Below are 20,805 nucleotides of genomic sequence, written 5' to 3'. Positions count from 1 at the left end.
TCTGATGGAATATTAAGGTATTTCTCAATAGTTTGTGCCTATGTTCTTCGCATTTCTTAAATTGTTGTCTATTTTTTGGTTTCATTTTTTACTATGGATTACGTAATATATAGTCTTCTTGTAGTAATAATCTACAAATTCGGTATTATTCTATCATTTCGGCAATGCTTATTCTACAATGATTCAATAGATTGCTTTAAACATCTAATCGGTACCCAACCTTCCCTGGTTGAATTTTCCTTTCGACACCATAACCAACCATTTAGGCATCTTGAGCCGATTACTATCTCGTCTTGATTTACTTGCCGACTTTCTTTTCAAATTCTTCATTATGCTCTTTGAATAGTTTTAGAAGTGTGTTTTTAGCAATATCAACTCCCATCACTGCATTATCAACTTTCTCAGCAGAAACATAGCCTTCACGATGGAATATCTTATCGTATTTGGCTCCAATGTTACGCATCCATTGATCAAGGACATTATTAATTTGTTGCGCATAACTGTCTTTCCCCTTTACTCTCATCTTAACCTTATCCCATCGTGCGGGATCAACACTAAGTTTTGCACTTCTTGTTTTGTCTGCACCATCAACTGTGATACGTATCATGATAGGTACAGTTCCATCTTTTTTAGGTGCGTTCTTTTTTAAATAGAATAGCACGGTGAATGTCGACTTTTTTTCTTCCATAATTACACTGCTTTTTTTAAGTGATAAAAATACTGTTTTTCTCTCTAAAAAGAGCCATGAAAATCAGTGCAAAACTATGAAATCGTTACTATTCCGATAAGACTAAATAACACTTCATAAGCCAACGATAACATAGTTTCTTGACATAACCTCTTTTCTTTGCAGTATAGGAACTGATAAAGCAAACGGATATGAAAAGAATACTTTACTATGTGATACTTATCCTGATTGGTGGTAACGGGATGATGATGGCTCAGAATGGTTTGATTCATGGGAGAGTGACGGATATGGAGAATAATCCGGTTGACGGCGTAGCCGTTGTTCTCCAGACATTGGATTCGGTTTATGTGGATGCGGTGGTAACGGACAGTCTGGGTAGTTTTAACCTGGACCATGCGGCGGAACAGACATACCGGCTTTTATTCCAACATCTATTATATGAACCATTCCAGTTGGAGATATCCGGGGAAGATGCCGGAACTGTCCAGCTGACTTCTAAAAACTATGAACTGGATGGCGTGGTTGTTAAGGCGGAGCGTCCGCAGGTGAAAGTAGAGAACGGGGCTTTGAAATATGATGTTCCCCAATTGATGAAAGATAAATCGGTCAGTAATGCCTTTGAAGTTGTAAAACAATTGCCGGGTATTATCGGCGGCTCGGATGAGATACAGTTACTGGGAGCCGGTTCCCCGCAAATCATTCTGAACGGGCAGTTGACAACTATGTCGGTAGACCAGCTGATAACCATGCTGAAAAGTATCCCTTCTTCACGGGTGAAAAATGTAGAAGTGATGTACAACGCTCCCGCTAAATATAATATCAGAGGCGCGGTAATCAATGTGATTCTGGACAAGGGGACAACTGACAGCACAGCCTTACAGGGAGAAGTTGGCGTCGATTATCTCCAAAAACATTATGCTTCGGGCAAGGCACATGCAAATTTGTTGTATTCGACTCCTGACCTGACCGTAGACTTTCTGGTGAATGGTAATAAAGGACGTTATTTCGAGGGGGAAGATATTATGGCAAGGCATACCTTGGAAACAGGGGTGACGGAAATCCATCAATTCGGACGAGGAAACGGTCATATAAACAGCGGAGATATCCGATTGGGTCTGGACTATAAATTCAAAAATGAAGATAAGTTGTCGGCAGCCTATTCCTTAGGAGGCAATAGGGTGAAAAAGAACCGGACAGCCAATACCTCCTTTTCTACACCTGAAAACTCTGTCCTGGAAGAAGAGCGTTTCAGTCGGACTACCGGAGAAGATAAGATTACTCTGCACAATATCCGCTTACAATATGACGGTCATAGCGGTGTTACAGCCGGAATGGATTTTACCAACTACCATTCGCCTTCTTTCCAGAATTTCCTGCAGAATCGTGGTGAGGAAACGCTGACTGATATGCAGAACAATTCCAAACAGGATATTTCACAATGGGCGTTATTTGCCAACCATACACACACTTTTGCCACCGGGTGGACACTGAATTACGGTGTCCACGGTGGTTACACTTCCTCAAAGACCTATATCGATTATCTGTATAATAAAGGGAATGGTTACGAACCGGACCCGGATTTACTGGAGAACAATTTGCAGAAAGAATATACAGCCAATGTCTTTGCTGAAGTATCCAAAAATTTCGGAGAACATTTCTCGGCAACAGCTTCTTTGAAAGGAGAATATTTTAAATCGGACTATACTTCCAACGGCAAGAAATCGACACTTTGGAATGATTGGACCTTCTTCCCGAATGCCTCGTTGAGTTATCTGTTTACACCGCAGCATATTTTGCAGCTGAATGTGAACAGCAATAAAACATATCCGTCTTATTGGGAGATTACACCGCAGGCTACCCCCATAAACTCTTATTCCGTAGTAATGGGTAATCCGGCTTTGAAGCCTTACCGTTCCTATCAGGGGCAGCTGCTTTATATCCTGAAGCAAAAATATACTTTCATGGTTTTTGCCCAGTATGAACCGGATTATTTTGCCCAGTTGCCTTATCAGAGTTCAACGGAACTGAAGAATGTGTTCCGTTACGAGAATATGGATTATAACCTGGTTGCAGGAGTAGGAGCTGTTATCCCGTTCCGCATCGGTGAATTCATGAACAGCCAGTTTACGGCACAGGGCATCCGGATGCAACAGAAGCTGGACCATTTTAATGATATTTCTTTTGATAATAGTAAATACCTGGGGCAGTTCTTCCTGAATAATCCATTTACTTTGTCAAAGTCACGTCCGAATCTGAAATTGGATTTGAACGGTTATTATATCACCGGAGCCGTGCAGGGATCTACGATTTGGGTTCTGTTTATAATGTTTCAGCCGGTTTGAAATGGCAGTTTGCCAATGACAAGGCAACGGTTCTTCTGAAATGTGACAATATCTTCCGGAGCAATCTTCCTAATAAAATCGAAATTAATCAGGCAAACCAATACAGCCGCCTGACTAAGATTGACGATACCCGTTGCCTGACTGTTCCTTCATCTGGAAATTCGGAGGGTATAAGAGTAAAGAGCATGATAAGGTGGATACTTCCCGGTTTGGAAAATAATATCGGTAGTCCTGTTCATTCTAAAATCTCATGTGTCCGGCTTGTCATTTTGATAGCCGGACACATGAGAATCTGCTTTATAGACCTGCTGTGGGTATCAATTTGGTATATTGAAATTTTGTTTTTATCTTTGCGCCCGAATTGGACAAAGCATTTGAATATGAATAAAATTTATACAATAAATGATATAAAGAAACAGAATGCCCTCGTGACGTGTGGTATTCCTGTTGTGCATGTCCATTGGTTCAGTGGTTTTATCTAAATAATATTTCCTTTCTTCTCCGGCATCAGTTTTCCGGAGTTTTTATAACCATTCATTTTTATTAATAACGTATCGCGGGAGAATCCTTATTCGTCCGTGTTAAATTGATTATACATATGTTTATAGTTTTATGCCTGTTATGCATAGGGACAGGTGCGGGCTATCTGTTCCGTCGTGCTCACAGTTTAAGGAAATTGGAAAATACAATCTCTTATACCATATTCGCCATGTTATTTGTTTTCGGCATTACTATCGGGGCAAACAAAACCTTAGTGGATAATATTGGTGATTTTGGTTTGCAGGCGGCGTTGCTGGCTGGTTGCGGTGTACTGGGAAGCCTGTTGGCCTCTTATATTGCATATAAATTTTTATCAGAGAAAGGAGACGGTGATGAAAAGTAATCTGATTGTTATATGTTGCTTTTTTGCTGGGATACTTTGTGGAATGTTCGGGGGGGAGGAATTGGCTGCCTATTGTACAAAACTACCGACATGGTTATTGTATGCGCTTATTATCCAGGTCGGCTTGAATATAGGTTCTAACGGAGAGATGGGAGCCATGCTGCGGAGCGTACGGTTGTCCAGTCTTTTACTGCCATTGTTTACGATATTAGGCACATTGCTTTTCTCAGCGATAGCAAGTGTGCTGCTGAAGACCTGGAATGTATATGATTGTATGGCGGTTGGAAGTGGGTTTGCTTACTATTCTTTATCGTCGTTGCTGATTGTACAGTTCAAGGAGGCTTCTGCCGGAATAGAGATTGCCACACAGTTGGGAACTATTGCTTTACTGGCTAATATTATCCGGGAGATGATGGCTTTATTCGGTGCGCCGGTTTATGCCTCTTTGTTCGGGAAGTTTGCTCCGGTGTCTGTTGCCGGCATCAACTCGATGGATGTCTGTCTGCCCGTTATCAGCAGGTATTCGGGAAAAGGGATTGTCCCCATTGCTATTATTCATGGAATCATTCTGGAGATTAGCGTTCCGCTATTGATATCGTTGTTTTGTAAGTTATGATTTTGATTTTGGGATATAATTTATAGCTTTGTGGTCAAACAAGCTTAATCCTTTAAAATTATGCGAATAAACAGTTTAGCGGCCTCTCTCTTTCTGCTCATTATTATCGGTGGGTTCTCATGTAAAAATAAGAATACTGGAAATGTTTCAGAGGGAGAGGAAAAGCCCGGATTGGCGGTTTCTGTTCCCGATTTCAATGCGGATAGTGCTTATTCCTATATTGTCGAACAAGTTGCTTTCGGACCACGTGTACCGAATACGGAGGCACATCGTCATTGCAGTGATTATCTGATTGCAGGTCTGAAACGTTTTGGGGCAGCGGTGCAGGTACAGGAAGCAATGCTTACTGCTTATAACGGTGACCGTTTGAATGCCCGTAATATTATCGGGTCATATAATCCGGATAATCCCCGGCGTATTCTGCTTTTTGCGCATTGGGATACGCGTCCCTATGCCGACCATGATCCGAATCCTGACAAATGGCGTGTTCCCATTGACGGTGCGGATGATGGGGCCAGTGGAGTAGGTGTCCTGCTGGAAATATGTCGTCAGTTAAGCGGTCAGAATCCGAATATCGGTATCGATGTTATATTTTTCGATGCAGAAGATTATGGTACTCCCCGTTTTATAACTGAAAACAGTCCGGAAGAGAGTTGGTGTCTTGGTTCACAGTATTGGTCTGCCAATCCCCATGTGACTAATTATCGGGCGGATTATGGGATATTACTTGATATGGTGGGGAGTCGTAATGCAACCTTCTTCAAGGAAGCAACTTCCATGGAATATGCTTCTCAGATTGTGGAGAAGGTTTGGGAGGCTGCGCGCAATCTCGGCTATGGCAAGTTCTTCTTTAATGAACCGGGAGGCGGTGTGCTTGACGACCATACCTTTGTCATCAGAGGACGTAATATACCCTGTATCGATATTATAAACTATGACCCGGAAAGTTCACACCGCTTTGGTACTTACTGGCATACACATGATGATAATCTGGATAACATAGACCAGACGACCTTGAAAGCTGTCGGTCAAACTGTTCTGGAAGTGATTTATAAAGAATAACTTGCCTACGCTTTTTATTTTATCTCGGAACTATCTCGAACGGAACCCTGACAAATACACCATGTTTCATCAGATTCATCAGATTCGGATACATTCGTTCCTTAAAGGAATCCCAGCTCCGGTGTTCCATCTGTGTCCATCCGGCTTCGGCCAAGGCCAGACCACGCGGGTAGGTCATATAGGTTGCGCGGTCAATGTCTTTTATCGCTTCTCCCCATAATGTCCCGGTAACTCCTATAATGTGTGTCTGTTGAGTGGCAGGCAGTCCATATCCAGGATCGAACTGGTAAGAGGTTTCCAGCGTGGTGACAGGCATTCCCCAGTTGTTGAACTCCGGAAGGTCGCCTTTTAGTTGCGGATAATCCAGATAAGTATATTCACCCGGAGCCATGATTAACGGATTACCATGTTTTGCAGTTAGTTCGATACATTTGGGAGTTAATCCGGCACGCCAGGTGATCAGTGTGGCGTCTTTGGGATAATCGAACAGGTATTCATTGGCCGGCATACGGATATTATCCAGCTCGCACCATAACATCGGTTCTTTTCCGTATTTGCGGACAGATGCCAGTATTTTATCGAAGAAATAATTCATTAACTGCGATTCTTTGGTGTAACCCAGTTGTTTCATTAAATCCTGACAGTGAGTGCATTTGGTCCAGTTCTTTTCGATAACAGCTTCGTCTCCTCCTAAATGGATTTTGGAGGAAGGGAATATATCGGCTATTTCTTTGATGATATCGTCATAAACGGTATATACTTTGTCATTATTGGCACAAAGCATCAGATCGACTGTTTGCCCCATTATTTTCTGAATCGTATCGGTGTGTGTACATCCCAGTTCCGGATAAGTAGCCAAAACTGCCACCGTGTGACCGGGGATATCCAGTTCGGGAATGATTTCTACATTTCTGTCGGCTGCGTATTTGATGAGGTCTTTCAGTTGTTCTTGTTTATAGAAACCATTGTCGGGCCCGTTGGAGCCGGTCTTCGGATTGCGGAATGCCCCGATCTCTGTCAGTCTGGGGTGTTTTTTGATTTCAACACGCCATCCCTGATCATCAGTCAGATGTAACTGCAAAACATTGTATTTGTATTTTGCCATCTGGTCAATATAGAATTTTACATCTTCTACAGGAAGAAAGTGCCGGGCAGGGTCAAGCATCAATGCCCGGTAACCATAGCGGGGTTCGTCGTCGATACGGATAGGAGCGATTTGATTGTTCGCTGTGTTGCATACATCTCCCAGTAATATCTGATCCAGTGTTTTCAGTCCGTAAAAGAGGGCGGCATGGCTGCTTCCTTTGATCGATAGTTTCTTTTCTGAAATATCCAGCGTGTAGTGTTCTTTTCCTTTTATTGAAGGGTCGAGCTCTATCTCGATAACAGAATTGCCGGATGTGGAAGGAGTACCGATGTCGGCAACCTGCCCAGTTCGTTCGCCCAGAATACGCTGTAGTTCAAATAAACAAAATGCTTGTTTGGGCAGATTGGTTTTAACGGTTGTCCGGGGAGTAAGGACGAAATTCTTTTTACCTGTCATCTGTTCGATTTGATTAGGCAGAGGCAATAAAGCCGAAATATTGCTCTGTCCGAAAGAAAGTGTCGCCGCTAATAGCAGTAATGACGTAATTTTGAGTTTCTTAGTATTAAAAATCATACATCTTAGGTTATTTTGTTATTAAAAATCAGATCTTCGGTACAAAGATACATAACGAGATTAATTATCCCGGCATCTTATGAACCTTTCGTTGCCAATGAATACGATGTAAAGATAGGCAAGCCTATTTTATAAAAGAACCCAATGGCTCCCAACGGGACTCAACGGGCACATAAAGGGACTTTTTTCTTTTATTCAAAAAAACAATTGTTTTCGGTTACAAATACAACTGTTTTTGAATGCAAATACAATTGTTTTTGTGTTTGAATACAATTGTTTTTTCAGAGCCGGAAGGTTACAAAAAAATAAAATCCTTTTTATTTATTCTTATATATAATGTAGGGAATTGACAGCCTTCAGGCAGGATGTGGTGTAAAGTGTTGAATATGAGCGCGTAAGACGTGACAACCTTCAGGCATTTTGTTTAACTCCTGATTTTTAGTTGGTTACGAAATTCGCACAAAACAAGAATAAATTGGTCTTGTGCATTTATTTTCCGTTTTAAACCAAACAAGTTCCAAAAATGTTTTTAACTTAGAAGCGATAATCTTTAAATCGAAAGATCATGGGAGCAAAGAAGAATTTTGTATTGGATACCAACGTTATCTTGCATGACTACAAGTGTATCGAAAATTTTCAGGAGAATGATATCTATCTTCCTATCGTCGTGTTGGAAGAGTTGGATAAATTTAAAAAGGGGAGCGACCAGATTAATTATAATGCCCGTGAATTTGTGCGCGAGCTGGATCTGATGACCAGTAACGATCTCTTTTTGAAAGGTGCCTCGTTGGGACCGGGTTTGGGAACATTACATGTCGTAACAGGTGACAAATACCAGGAAAAGATAGCTTTGTCTTTCCCGGACAGGACGCCTGACCACCGTATCTTATCCTGCACGCTTTCCGTTGCAGAAAAGACACCTAAGATGCAGACTATCCTGGTTACGAAGGACGTCAACCTGCGTATGAAAGCCCGTGCATTGGGTATTCAGGTGGAAGACTACATCACGGATAAGGTAATCAATGTCGATATCTTTGAACGTGCTCAGGATACCTACGAAAATATAGATCCTGATCTGATCGATAAGATCTATTCAACCCCTGACGGACTGGATGCGGATTTGTTCGAATTCAAATCTAAACTCGAACCGAACGAATGCTTTATATTGAAGAGTATACGGGCTTCTGTTCTAGCTCGTTATAATCCGTTTACAGGAAAGATAAAGAAGGTGGAAAAGAGTTCTAATTATGGCATTCAACCCCGTAATGCGGAACAAAGTTTTGCTTTTGAAATTTTGAATGATCCGGACGTGAAACTGGTTGGACTGACAGGTAAAGCCGGAACAGGTAAGACCTTGCTGGCACTGGCTGCCGCACTTAAACAAGCCGGACTTTATAAGCAAATCTTGCTGGCTCGTCCGATTGTGGCGTTGGCAAATAAGGATATCGGATTCCTGCCGGGAGACGAAAAGCAGAAAGTAGCTCCTTATATGCAGCCTCTGTTCGATAATCTGAATGTGATAAAGAACCAGTTCGCTCCCGGAAGCCAGGATGTCCGTAAAATAGATGATTTACAAAAGAATAATCAGTTGGTCATCGAGGCGTTGGCTTTTATTCGCGGACGTAGTTTATCGGAAACATTCTGTATCATTGATGAAGCCCAGAATCTGACTCCGCATGAGATCAAGACGATCATCACCCGTGCCGGAGAAGGAACAAAGATGGTATTTACCGGTGATATCCAGCAGATCGACTCGCCGTATCTGGATGCCCAGAGTAATGGTCTGGCCTATATGGTCGACAAGATGAAAGGGCAGGAGTTGTTTGCCCATATCAACCTGATCAAGGGTGAACGTAGCCAGTTGTCTGAGTTGGCTTCGGATCTGTTATAAAATAAAAAATATCCGTGTATGTGAGAATGCTCAGTACACGGATATTTATTTTCTGAGAGGATTTCTTTTATTTGCTCATCGACTTATAGGCGCCAATCAGTTTTTTGATAGTGACCACGTCCGATACCTCCTGCTGCTCACTTTCCGGTTTGTAATAGTTTTCCAGAAAACTGTCGGCTCCTGACCATACAGTCTCAATAATACCCTGGAAACGGTTGCTCATTTGAGAACCGGATTGCTGGCGGAAACGTTTCATATCATCCAATTGTTTGAGGGCAACTTCCGGTTTTCGCCAGGGACAAGTGGCGACGTCAAATCCTTTCATGGCAAAATAGACAGCTGTTTGTTCCGGACGTTCGTAATGCCAGTCGCAAATGAAAACTTCTTTCGGGATAAGGTCGATGGCACGATACGTATTGTTCATACTTGCTTCCCAGGCACCGATACCGGTTGTTTTGCCATCTATCAGGCGATCGCCCCATATCATTAACCGTTTTCCCTGTTGAGCCAGATGATTTTGTATTTTGGTCACCTCTCCGGCATATAATTCTGCTTTATCGTGCCCGCTGCAACGAGGACATTTATCATCTCCGATATAGAAAACTTCATCCATACCGGCATGAAACAGATCGGTTTCAAATGCGTCCGTCAGTTCGTCGACCAAAGCGAATACAACTTTATGCACATCGGGGTGAAGAGGGCAGTAACTTTTGCAGTATAAACCGTCCGGGTTAGGCCATCCGGTATAGTTTTTCGTATCTACATGCGGTGTTTCATCAAATTCCGGATATTCGCGGAGCAGGGCATAAGTTGTTTCTGCCCATGACTGATGCCCGAGCAGGTTTATCTGCGGTGCTATCCGTATGTTATGTTTCCGGCAGGTTGCGACAATTCGTTTTACATCTTGAAGTGTAAGCGGATTGGGATCACGCAGTTCCGGATGAGACTCGTAGGCATAATTCCAATCAACCCGGAGAATGAGCAGGTTGAAATGTCCGGGAGCAAGTTCTTCTTCGATAAACTTCAGGAAAACATCCATTTTCTGCACAGACGGGGCTGCTATTGCCAATCCTCTGACAGGAAGGATGCTGTCTAACCTGTTTACACTTGTTTGTGCGAAAATGCCGTTAGTTGTTATGCAAATCAAAAGGCATGCGATTGTGATGAAGTGTTTCATGGAATTCAAGTATTTATATTGGCTTGCCGGAAAGGTGTGGAAGCCGTAATGGAGTTAAAGGAAATAAAGTTTACTTACTAAGTAAGTTTTTCTCTAGTTTGCCACTTCCATCCGCATAATATAATCATTCATATAATAACCGTTCCCAATGTGAAAATCGCGTGTTGCATGTTCATGGAATCCCATATGTTTATAGAAACCGATAGCCGGGTTCTCGCGGTTCACATTCAGTTCGACGGTAAACGGTCCGGGATGGATTGTCTTCAGGTAAGCAACTCCCTGTTCGATGATAAAACGTCCGATGCCAGAACCATGTAAAGAAGGAAGCGAATAGATTTTTTGGAACTCGTACAAGTCTTTCTCAACTGTTTCGATAGACAGGTATCCGGAAGGTTCTCCGTCCTTGTAAATGATAAAGAACTCATGATGAAGTTCGTCCATCTGATTGAGGATACTTTCCGGGGCATACATCATCTCAAACATATAGTCGAGTTGCTCACGGGAGAGGATAGAACCGTAAGTCGGCTCCCATATTTGGGATGCCAAGTTTCTGATTAGCAGACAGTCGTCTGTAGTAGCTTTTCTAATTGAGAACATATAATGCGATTTTTAGACCAACAAAATTAAAAATTAATTTATAGTGTTTCATTTTTTAGATTGATTTTACATTTATTTCAATGATTATTCACGAAAAAGAATAACTTTGTGGGCGTTTAATTTCCGAGAGAAATACAACTTAATAAATATATTATAAAATGGATACAAAGATTCAGGAACTGACCGACAAGATCTACAAAGAAGGAGTAGAGAAGGGGAACGAAGAAGCCGGACGGATCATTGCCGATGCAAATGCTCAGAAACAAGCGATTGTCAGCGAAGCGGAAGCGGAAGCAAAACGTATTGTTGCAGCGGCACAAAAACAGGCTGCCGAGCTAAAGAAAAATACAGAAGCCGAATTGAAGCTGTTCGCTACCCAGGCCGTAGAAGCGCTGAAGAGCGAAGTTGTGAACCTTATAACCGGAAAGATTACTTCCTCGAATGTAAAAGCGATCGTTTCTGATACCGCTTTCATGCAGAAAGTTATTCTGGAAATGGCTAAAGAATGGGCTAAGAAAGAAGCGATCACGATCCAGACTGCCGATGCGGACGCATTGACCAAATATTTCGAGGCAAATGCCAAATCATTGCTGGACGGCGGCGTAAAGATCGAGAAAGTAAGCGGAAAGAATGCCGGCTTTACTATTGTTCCTGCCGACGGTTCTTATAAAGTAAGTTTCGGGGAAGACGAATTTGTTGCATTCTTCAAAGAATTCCTGCGTCCCGGGCTGGTAGAAATGTTGTTCTGATATGAGTAAATACTACTGTCTGATTGCCGGACTCCCTAATATATCATTGGATGATAGTAAACTGACCTATTCCGTTTCTGACTTCAGAAAGGAACTGGACGGCATTCTTACGTCCCGTGATAAGAAGCTGGTAGACTTGTTTTTCCTCAAATTCGATAATAAGAACCTGCTGGCTTTCTCTAAATATCCGGACTTTGACCCGGACGAGAAGGGAAGTATTACATACGACGAGTACAAAAGTCTGTTTGAGGCTCTGAAAGATGGTGAGAAACCGCCGAAGAACAAACGGATCCCTCCTTATTTCATCGAGTTCTTCAAACTGTATCTGGATAGCCTGAAAAAAGAGGAAAAACAGACGATCTCCTGGGAGGACCGCCTGGCAGCCCTTTATTACGACTATGCAATGAAATGCAGCAACGGCTTTATCCGTAACTGGTTTGAACTGAACCTCAATATTAATAACATGCTGACTGCTATTACCTGCCGTAAGTATGGATTTGATAAAGCAGACTATATAGTGGGACACAACGAGGTGGCCGAAGCTATCCGTACTTCCAATGCCCGTGACTTCGGACTGGGAGATACGGTGGACTACCTGCCCGACCTGCAACGCATTGCCGAAGAACCGGACCTGATGGCCCGCGAAAAGAAAGTGGATTTGCTGAAATGGAAATGGCTGGACGATAATACGTTCTTCAAAACTTTCGACATAGAAAGTGTGTTCGCCTACTTGCTGAAGCTGGAAATGATCGAACGCTGGGTTACCTTGGATAAGGTGACGGGCGAGAAGACCTTCCGCGAAATAGTAGGAGCAATGAAGCATGGTAGTGAGAATGCGTTGGAAGAATTTAAAAGAAACAATAATAAATAATTATGGCTACGAAAGGAATTGTAAAAGGAATCGTATCCAACCTGGTAACCGTGGAGGTGGATGGGCCGGTTTCTCAAAATGAAATCTGTTACATTTCCGTAGGAGGCGTGAAGCTGATGGCGGAGGTTATTAAAGTAATAGGGAAGGATGCCTTTGTTCAGGTATTTGAAAGTACACGTGGGATGCGTGTAGGTGACGAAGCCGAGTTTGAAGGGCACATGCTTGAAGTAACATTGGGGCCGGGTATGCTGTCGCGTAACTACGACGGTTTGCAGAATGACCTGGATAAAATGGACGGCGTGTTCCTGAAACGTGGTGAATATACATTTGCACTGGATAACGATAAACTGTGGGACTTCAAACCGCTGGCGAAAGTGGGTGATCAGGTGACCGCAGGTGACTGGCTGGGCGAAGTGGACGAAAACTTCCAGCCGCACAAGATCATGGTGCCTTTCACGTTTAAAGGAACTTATACTGTAAAGAGCCTGGTGGAAGCCGGACAATATACCATTAATCAGACGATTGCCGTTCTGACTGACGAAGATGGTAAGGATATCGATGTGAATATGATACAGCGTTGGCCGGTAAAGAGAGCCATCACTTGTTACAAAGAAAAACCGCGTCCATACAAACTGTTGGAAACAGGTGTCCGTACGATCGATACGGTAAACCCGATCGTAGAAGGCGGTACGGGATTTATCCCCGGTCCGTTCGGTACGGGTAAGACCGTGCTTCAGCACGCTATCTCCAAACAGGCCGAAGCCGATATCGTTATTATCGCTGCCTGCGGTGAACGTGCGAATGAGGTTGTGGAAATCTTCACCGAGTTCCCCGAACTGATCGACCCGCATACAGGACGTAAGCTGATGGAACGTACCATCATTATCGCTAATACTTCAAACATGCCTGTGGCTGCCCGTGAAGCATCTGTATATACAGCGATGACATTGGCAGAATACTATCGTAGCATGGGATTGAAAGTGTTGCTGATGGCCGACTCCACTTCCCGTTGGGCACAGGCGTTGCGTGAGATGTCCAACCGTCTGGAAGAACTTCCCGGACCGGATGCGTTCCCGATGGACTTATCTGCTATCGTGGCAAACTTCTATGCCCGTGCAGGTTTCGTTGAATTGAACAATGGAAAGACAGGTTCGGTAACCTTTATCGGTACGGTATCGCCGGCCGGTGGTAACCTGAAAGAACCGGTAACAGAAAATACGAAGAAGGTTGCCCGCTGTTTCTACGCTTTGGAGCAGGAACGTGCCGACCGTAAACGTTATCCGGCTGTGAACCCGATCGACAGTTATTCGAAATATCTGGAATATCCCGAATTCCAGGAATATATCGCCAAGCATATCTCTCCGGAATGGATCGACAAGGTAAACGAGATCAAGACCCGTATGTTGCGTGGTAAGGAAATCGCTGAGCAGATCAACATTTTGGGTGATGACGGTGTACCGGTGGAATACCATGTTACTTTCTGGAAGTCAGAATTGATCGACTTCGTAATCCTGCAACAGGATGCTTTCGATGCGATCGATGCTGTGACACCGCTGGCTCGTCAGGAATTTATGCTGGATAAGGTGGTGAAGATCTGTCATGCGGAATTCCGTTTCGACACCTTCCTCGAAGTAATGGAATATTTCAAACAGATGATCAACGTCTTCAAGCAGATGAACTATTCCGAATATGAAAGCGACCAGTTTAAGAAGTTCAACGATCAACTTGACGCCCTGCTCGCAGAGCGCATGGAAAAATAACAGAACGTATGGCAACAAAAGCATTTCAAAAAATATATACGAAGATTACCCAGATCACGAAAGCTACCTGTTCGCTGAAAGCAACGGGAGTTGGGTATGACGAGCTGGCTTCCGTAGACGGCAAGCTGGCACAGGTGGTGAAGATCATCGGCGACGAGGTTACGTTGCAGGTGTTCTCCGGTACGGAAGGTATCCGTACGAATGCCGAAGTAGTATTCATGGGCAAGGCACCTACGCTGAAAGTAGGCGACCAGTTGGCCGGACGTTTCTTCAATGCGTATGGTGATCCGATCGACGGTGGCCCTATCCCTGAAGGAACGGAAGTGGAGATCGGTGGTCCGTCGGTAAACCCGGTACGTCGTAAACAGCCGTCTGAACTGATCGCTACGGGTATCGCCGGTATTGACCTGAATAACACGTTGGTAACCGGTCAGAAGATCCCGTTCTTCGCTGACCCTGACCAGCCTTTCAACCAGGTAATGGCAATGGTAGCCTTGCGTGCCCAATCGGATAAGATTATCCTGGGTGGTATGGGTATGACCAACGACGATTACCTGTTCTTTAAAAATACATTTAGCAACGCCGGTGCACTCGACCGTATCGTGAGCTTTATCAATACAACCGAAGACCCGTCCGTAGAACGTATCCTTATTCCGGATATGGCACTTTGTGCGGCTGAATACTTCGCTGTTCAGAAGAACGAAAAGGTGTTGGTGTTGTTGACCGACATGACCAACTATGCGGATGCTTTGGCAATCGTATCGAACCGTATGGACCAGATTCCTTCGAAGGACTCTATGCCGGGTTCGTTGTATTCCGATTTGGCAAAGATTTACGAAAAAGCAGTACAGTTCCCTGCCGGTGGTTCTATCACTATTATTGCGGTAACAACCTGTCGGGTGGCGATATCACGCACGCTGTGCCTGATAATACCGGTTATATCACCGAAGGTCAGTTATACCTGCGCCGCGATAGTGATGTCGGTAAAGTGATCGTCGACCCGTTCCGAAGCTTGTCACGTCTAAAACAGCTGGTAACAGGAAAGAAGACACGCGAAGACCACCCGCAGGTGATGAACGCCGCCGTCCGTCTGTATGCCGATGCTGCCAACGCAAAGACGAAGATGGAGAACGGTTTCGACTTGACAGACTACGACAACCGTACGCTTTCTTTTGCAAAGGATTATTCAGAAAAGCTGCTGGCTATCGACGTAAACCTCGACACGACCGAAATGCTCGACGTGGCATGGGGCTTGTTCGGCGAATACTTCAAGCCGGCTGAAGTGAATATCAAGCAAGAGTTGGTAGACAAATACTGGAAGAAATAATTATGGCAATAAAGTTTCAATATAATAAAACATCTCTTCAGCAACTGGAAAAGCAACTGAAGATGCGCGAGCGTTCCTTGCCAACAATCAAGAGTAAGGAAAGTGCGTTGCGTATCGAAGTGAAGCGGACCAAGGATGAAGTGACGAAATTGGAACTTCAGCTGGAACAGGAGATACAGAGCTACGAAAATATGGTGGCTTTGTGGAATGAGTTCTCTCCCGAACTGATCGCTGTAAAGGATGTGACGCTTACGACGAAGAAAATCGCCGGGGTGATTGTTCCTGTCCTCAACGAGATACAGTTCGAGATCGGACATTACAGTCTCTTTAATTCCCCCGCCTGGTTTACCGATGGTGTCGAATTGCTGAAGCAATTGGCGCGTACCGGAATAGAAGCAGAGTTTTCGGGAATGAAGTTGGAGTTGTTGGAGCATGCCAGGAAGAAGACTACTCAAAAGGTGAACCTTTTTGAGAAGGTACAGATCCCCGGCTATAAAGATGCGATCCGGAAAGTGAAACGGTTTATGGAGGACGAAGAGAGCCTCTCCAAGTCGTCACAGAAGATCATGCGGGCTAACCAGGAAAAGCGTAAAGCGAAAGAAGAACATAAAGAGGAGGCTGGCGTATGATAGTAAAGATGAGCAAATATGCCTTTATGGTATATCATAAGGAGTATGATACGTTCCTGGCACAGTTACGCGAATTGGGTGTTGTGCATGTGAAGGAAAATAAATCTATTCTCGATAATGCGGAACTTCAGGATATTCTTGCCTTGCGTAAACGTATCAATCTGTTGATGCGCTATTTCAAGGGATTGAATGCAGCAACTAAAGATGTTCAATTGGCACCGGCTCGTGAGCTGGATAAGAAAGCTGGCTTGAAATTGTTGCAGAAGATAGAAGAATTGCAGGACAAGAAAGTGCAGCTTCAGTCTGTAAAGGCATCTCTTGAAAAAGATATTGCCTATATGGAGATCTGGGGTGATTTCAGTTGGGCTAACTTCAATCGTTTGAAGAAGGCCGGATATGATATTACGTTCTGGACTTGTCCGACCGCTAAGTATGAACCGAAATGGGGAGACGAGTATAATGCTGTGTTGATCAATAACTTCCAGTCGGTTACTTATTTCCTTACTATAACGAAAGTCGGAACTCCGATCGATATTGATGCAGAGCGTCCGAAAATGCCGGACAGAGGTTTGCAGAAACTGAATGCGCGTCTCGATCTGTTGCAGCAGGAAATGAAAGCATTGGATGCCGAAATAAAAAAACTGGCTGCATCCGATTATAATACGCTTGACCTGTTCGATAAGAACCTGCAAAACGAGTTCAATCTGTCGAATGTATTGGTGCAGACAGACCGTCAGGCGGGGGAGAAGCTGATGTTGCTGGAAGGTTGGGTTCCGACCGAGAAAGCCCAGGTAATGGAAGAAACGCTGGAAAAGGATAATTACTTCTATCAGGCACAGGAGATAGAAGAAGGTGACAAGGTGCCTATCCTGTTGAAGAATGGTAAGTTTGCCAAGCTATACGAGCCGATTACCAGAATGTTCTCCTTGCCTAACTATGGCGAGTTCGACCCGACACCATTCTTTGCCCCGTTCTTTATGCTGTTCTTTGGACTTTGTTTCGGTGACGGCGGATACGGGTTACTGGTAATGCTTGTCTGTACGATCCTGAAACGGAAAGTTAATCCTGACTTTAAGCCGTTCCTGAGCCTGTTCCAGTATCTCGGATTGGCGGCACTGATCGTCGGTACGTGTACAGGTTCGTTCTTCGGTATCGCTTTGGTCGACATACCTGCTTTTGCTTCGGTAAAAGACTACTTTGTATCGAGCGATAATCTGATGACGTTCTCTATCATTATCGGATTGGTGCAGATCCTGTTCGGAAAGACAATTGCTGCGTTGAAGATCATGTCTCAGAAAGGGAAGAAATATGGTATTGCACCGCTGGCATGGGTATTCATTATCCTGGCATTGTGTCTGGTATTTGGCTTGCCGATGCTGAATGTACAGTTGCCGGAAATGGTGAAGAATGTATTCCTGGTAATAGCCGGGCTTGGCTTGCTGGTCGCTTTCCTTTACAATACACCGGGCAAGAATATCTTCCTGAATTTCGGTACAGGTCTTTGGAATACCTACAATATGGCTTCCGGGCTGTTGGGTGATACTTTGTCTTATATCCGTCTGTTCGCGATCGGTCTGACTGGTGCGATTCTGGGTGGCGTATTCAATTCGCTGGCTGTGGATATGACAGAAGGTCTGAACGTAGTATTACGTGTGATTTGTATGCTGCTGATCCTTTTGGTTGGCCATGCGATCAACATCGGTCTGTGTACCATCAGTTCGCTGGTTCACCCGCTTCGTCTGATCTTCGTGGAGTATTATAAGAATGCAGAGTTCGAAGGCGGTGGTAAGGCGTACGAACCTTTTAAGAAAGCATAAACAAAACGTGATTTAAATAATAACAAAAGAATAATTAAACAAACAAATTTCATTATGGAACCAATTTTATTAGCTTATCTGGGTATTGCGTTGATGACAGGTTTAACCTTTATCGGCAGTAGTTATGGTGTAACAATCTGCGGTAACGCAGTAGTAGGAGCAATGAAGAAGAACCCGGATGCACTGGGTACTTATATCGCATTAAGTGCATTGCCTTCTTCACAGGGTTTGTACGGATTCGTAGGTTATTTCATGATGCAGAAATTCCTGGTTGAGAGCATTACAATGTTGAATGCGACAGCTATCTTCGGTGCAGGTCTGGTATTAGGTTTTGCAGGTTTGTTCTCTTCTATCCGTCAGGCAGAAGTTTGTGCAAACGGTATCGCCGGTGTAGGTGCTGGTCACAACGTATTCGGTGCAACAATGGTTATGGCCGTATTCCCTGAGTTGTATGCAATCCTTGCTTTGCTGGTTGTTATCCTGATCGGCGGAACTCTTCCGGTATAATCATTTAGTATTTAATCATAAATAGTCCTCTGTGATTATCAGTATTGCTGATAATTGCAGAGGATTTTTGTTGTTATAAGTTAAGAGTTCGGTATATTTGCATACATTTGTGTGGATTGAATCAAAACAATATAATCGGAAGAATTCATGAAGAATATAAATATAACATTAAGGAGTGAGTTTTTATCTGAAATAAAAGATATTATCAGTCAATCCAGAAATAATGCGATACGAAGTGTCGATTATTGCCGGGTACAAATGTATTGGTCTATAGGTAAACGGATCCTGGAAGAAGAACAACAAGGTAAAGAACGAGCTGATTATGGAACATATCTTTTAAAGAATTTATCAAAAGAGTTGATTCCGGAATATGGAAGCGGTTTTTCGGTCCGACAACTGGAACTTTGTCGCCAATTTTATCGTGAGTATCCAAATGCGAATACATTGTGTTCGCATTTGAATTGGTCTCAATATAAATTGCTTATATCTATATCCGATATTGACAAAAGACTTTATTATCAATTAGAGTCGGTCAATAACGGATGGACAAAACGTGAATTGGAGCGCCAGATAAACTCCGGACTTTATGAACGTCTTTTATTAAGTAATGATAAAGAGGCTGTATTAGCTGTTGCACGCAAAGAGCGAATGCCTGAATCTCCGATGGAAATAATAAAAGATCCAATGGTTTTTCGTTTGTCGCACGACAGAAACGGATTCTTTTAGAGGATGATGAATTCTTTCTTGATCTTGTTTTTTACAATCGATTATTACGATGTTTTGTAGTAATAGAGCTGAAAACAAGAAAGATTACACATGAAGATCTAGGTCAGTTGCAAATGTATGTTAATTATTATGACCGTGAAGAAAAGCTTCCGGACGAGAATCCGACAATTGGTATATTATTATGTGCTGATAAAAATGATACTGTGGTGAAATATTCTTTACCCAAAGATAATACGACTGTTTTAGCTAGCAAATACCAACTATATTTGCCTTCTGAAAAGCAATTACTGAATGAATAAAACGAGAAATAAATAATGCTGAATAAAAAATATAAACATGAGAAAACATTTACATCTATTTTTTTTAATGTCAGGACTTCTTCTAGCTCAAGGCATGAAGGCACAAGTCTCTTCGGCAGACGATCCGCTACCGGGTTATACGCAGGCTGAACGTTTTGCGGGTAATAAATTATCGACTATGCTGTTTTCCACTTCGGTGGACCCGCATTGGTTTAAGGCGGGGAACTGCTTCTGGTATGAATATAAAACAGGAAATGGCAATGTCTGGTATGTGGTTGATCCTTCCGCAAAGACGAAACGTCCTTTGTTCGATCAGGATAAGCTCGCGGCCGAATTGACGGAGATCGTTAAGGATCCGTATACGGCTCAACAATTGCCTATTCAGAAATTGGAGACGGGAGAGGACGGACGTACTTTTACTTTCCAAATCACCTCTTCACAAGACGCCAAAAAGGACAGCACGGATAAAGACAAAAAGACGAAAAAGGAGGTATTCTATTTCTCCTATGACTATCCGACACGTAAACTGACCTATCTGGCAGACAAAAAGAAGGATACGGAATATCCAAACTGGGCCTCTATCTCACCGGACGGTAAAACGGTGGTCTATGCCAAAGACCTGAATCTATATCGTATGTCGCGTGAAGACTATGAGAAACTGAAGAAAGATGATAAAGACAGTACGGTCACAGAGATACAACTGACGACAACCGGTGTAAAAGACTTCGGTTTTGGTCAGCCATACAGTCTTCTGAATACAGATACCTTATGTAACGGTAAAAGGAAGAACCCGGGTTATCTGTTATGGTCGCCCGACTCCCGTCATTTTGCAATTTCTATTTCAGATAGCCGCGAGGTGAAAGACCTGTGGGTGATCAATGCTATGGCCACTCCGCGACCGACATTAGAGACTTATAAATACCAGATGCCGGGCGAAAAGGAAGCTCCTGTCAGTCATCTGTATCTGTTTGATATGAGTAACGACTCTTACAAGGAGATCAATACGCAAGCATTCAAAGACCAGACAATACGTATGGCCTACCAGCCCCGCCTGCATAAACAGTTCCTATGTTTAAAATCGGAAAAGACGGATAGCACGAGATAGCACTACAAAAGCTATACCATTTTAGTTAACTTTGTATTGTATCAAATTCATTATTAACTAATAACGATATAGCTTATGAAAACAGTACGAAGTAACGAA

18 protein-coding genes and 2 pseudogenes are annotated in these 20,805 nt (G+C 43.3%); 16 read left to right on the top strand and 4 right to left on the bottom strand.

Going from position 1 to position 20,805, the window contains the following annotated elements; translation table 11 throughout:
• Positions 1-298: 298 nt before the first annotated feature.
• Entirely contained in the window at positions 299-688 is a 390-nt protein-coding gene (locus tag DXA15_RS21150; protein ID WP_128135344.1) for an Arm DNA-binding domain-containing protein, read from the bottom strand.
• 191 nt (positions 689-879) lie between these two features.
• On the opposite strand from DXA15_RS21150, the gene DXA15_RS21145 reads away from it, so the two are divergent.
• The 5 genes from DXA15_RS21145 (at position 880) to DXA15_RS21130 (ending at position 5,591) form a co-directional block, all read left to right on the top strand.
• Positions 880-3,030 carry a TonB-dependent receptor gene (locus DXA15_RS21145; protein WP_233567502.1) on the top strand — a complete coding sequence of 717 codons (2,151 nt, stop codon included), beginning with the start codon at positions 880-882 and terminating at the stop codon, positions 3,028-3,030.
• Complete coding sequence (locus DXA15_RS27150) at positions 3,027-3,512, top strand: hypothetical protein (RefSeq protein WP_233567501.1); 486 nt, start codon at positions 3,027-3,029, stop codon at positions 3,510-3,512. Before DXA15_RS21145 ends, DXA15_RS27150 begins: the two co-directional genes overlap by 4 nt.
• A 116-nt stretch (positions 3,513-3,628) precedes the next feature.
• Positions 3,629-3,913, top strand: a complete 285-nt coding sequence (locus tag DXA15_RS21140) for a LysO family transporter (protein WP_046147027.1) — start codon at positions 3,629-3,631, stop codon at positions 3,911-3,913.
• Positions 3,903-4,529 (top strand): lysine exporter LysO family protein, encoded by a 627-nt coding sequence (locus DXA15_RS21135; protein ID WP_046147028.1) that lies wholly within the window; start codon positions 3,903-3,905, stop codon positions 4,527-4,529. The genes DXA15_RS21140 and DXA15_RS21135 overlap by 11 nt, the downstream gene beginning before the upstream one ends.
• 60 nt (positions 4,530-4,589) lie before the next feature.
• A complete protein-coding gene (locus DXA15_RS21130; RefSeq protein ID WP_128135343.1) occupies positions 4,590-5,591 on the top strand; it encodes a M28 family peptidase in 1,002 nt (333 codons plus the stop codon).
• 19 nt (positions 5,592-5,610) lie between these two features.
• Here DXA15_RS21130 and DXA15_RS21125 read toward each other — a convergent pair whose 3' ends face one another.
• A complete protein-coding gene (locus tag DXA15_RS21125) occupies positions 5,611-7,251 on the bottom strand; it encodes a beta-N-acetylhexosaminidase (RefSeq protein WP_128135342.1) in 1,641 nt (546 codons plus the stop codon).
• A gap of 565 nt (positions 7,252-7,816) precedes the next feature.
• Here DXA15_RS21125 and DXA15_RS21120 point away from each other — a divergent pair.
• The gene (locus DXA15_RS21120) at positions 7,817-9,142 is read left to right on the top strand and encodes a PhoH family protein (RefSeq protein ID WP_007656311.1); all 1,326 of its coding nucleotides are present in this window, start codon (positions 7,817-7,819) and stop codon (positions 9,140-9,142) included.
• 67 nt (positions 9,143-9,209) lie between these two features.
• On the opposite strand, the gene DXA15_RS21115 is transcribed toward DXA15_RS21120, so the two are convergent.
• Together DXA15_RS21115 and DXA15_RS21110 are read right to left on the bottom strand one after the other, a co-directional pair.
• Positions 9,210-10,319, bottom strand: coding sequence for a family 20 glycosylhydrolase (locus tag DXA15_RS21115; protein WP_128135341.1), 1,110 nt, complete (start codon positions 10,317-10,319; stop codon positions 9,210-9,212).
• A 93-nt stretch (positions 10,320-10,412) separates the two neighbouring features.
• The gene (locus tag DXA15_RS21110) at positions 10,413-10,916 is read right to left on the bottom strand and encodes a GNAT family N-acetyltransferase (RefSeq protein WP_128135340.1); all 504 of its coding nucleotides are present in this window, start codon (positions 10,914-10,916) and stop codon (positions 10,413-10,415) included.
• A gap of 158 nt (positions 10,917-11,074) precedes the next feature.
• On the opposite strand from DXA15_RS21110, the gene DXA15_RS21105 reads away from it, so the two are divergent.
• The 10 genes and pseudogenes from DXA15_RS21105 to DXA15_RS21060 all read left to right on the top strand — a co-directional run.
• Entirely contained in the window at positions 11,075-11,665 is a 591-nt protein-coding gene (locus DXA15_RS21105) for a hypothetical protein (RefSeq protein ID WP_007656315.1), read from the top strand.
• Between the two features lies 1 nt (position 11,666).
• Entirely contained in the window at positions 11,667-12,536 is an 870-nt protein-coding gene (locus tag DXA15_RS21100; protein ID WP_128135339.1) for a DUF2764 domain-containing protein, read from the top strand.
• Positions 12,537-12,538: 2 nt separating this feature from the next.
• Positions 12,539-14,296, top strand: coding sequence for a V-type ATP synthase subunit A (locus DXA15_RS21095; protein WP_128135338.1), 1,758 nt, complete (start codon positions 12,539-12,541; stop codon positions 14,294-14,296).
• An 8-nt stretch (positions 14,297-14,304) separates the two neighbouring features.
• Positions 14,305-15,623: pseudogene (locus DXA15_RS21090) on the top strand (V-type ATP synthase subunit B).
• Between the two features lie 2 nt (positions 15,624-15,625).
• The gene (locus DXA15_RS21085; RefSeq protein ID WP_007656319.1) at positions 15,626-16,252 is read left to right on the top strand and encodes a V-type ATP synthase subunit D; all 627 of its coding nucleotides are present in this window, start codon (positions 15,626-15,628) and stop codon (positions 16,250-16,252) included.
• Positions 16,249-18,069 carry a V-type ATP synthase subunit I gene (locus tag DXA15_RS21080; protein ID WP_128135337.1) on the top strand — a complete coding sequence of 607 codons (1,821 nt, stop codon included), beginning with the start codon at positions 16,249-16,251 and terminating at the stop codon, positions 18,067-18,069. Before DXA15_RS21085 ends, DXA15_RS21080 begins: the two co-directional genes overlap by 4 nt.
• 54 nt (positions 18,070-18,123) lie before the next feature.
• A complete protein-coding gene (locus DXA15_RS21075) occupies positions 18,124-18,576 on the top strand; it encodes a hypothetical protein (RefSeq protein ID WP_007656321.1) in 453 nt (150 codons plus the stop codon).
• A gap of 147 nt (positions 18,577-18,723) precedes the next feature.
• Positions 18,724-19,302 (top strand): DUF1016 N-terminal domain-containing protein, encoded by a 579-nt coding sequence (locus DXA15_RS21070; protein WP_128135336.1) that lies wholly within the window; start codon positions 18,724-18,726, stop codon positions 19,300-19,302.
• Entirely contained in the window at positions 19,233-19,601 is a 369-nt protein-coding gene (locus tag DXA15_RS21065; RefSeq protein WP_128135345.1) for a PDDEXK nuclease domain-containing protein, read from the top strand. The genes DXA15_RS21070 and DXA15_RS21065 overlap by 70 nt, the downstream gene beginning before the upstream one ends.
• A 37-nt stretch (positions 19,602-19,638) precedes the next feature.
• Positions 19,639-20,664, top strand: a pseudogene (locus DXA15_RS21060) (DPP IV N-terminal domain-containing protein); the annotation flags it as partial.
• Positions 20,665-20,805 lie beyond the last annotated feature (141 nt).

This window comes from Parabacteroides sp. AM58-2XD (genome assembly GCF_003463685.1).
GTDB lineage: Bacteria > Bacteroidota > Bacteroidia > Bacteroidales > Tannerellaceae > Parabacteroides > Parabacteroides segnis.
Note: the sequence above shows the minus strand (reverse complement) of the source record. Positions and strands in the feature narration are given on the sequence as shown.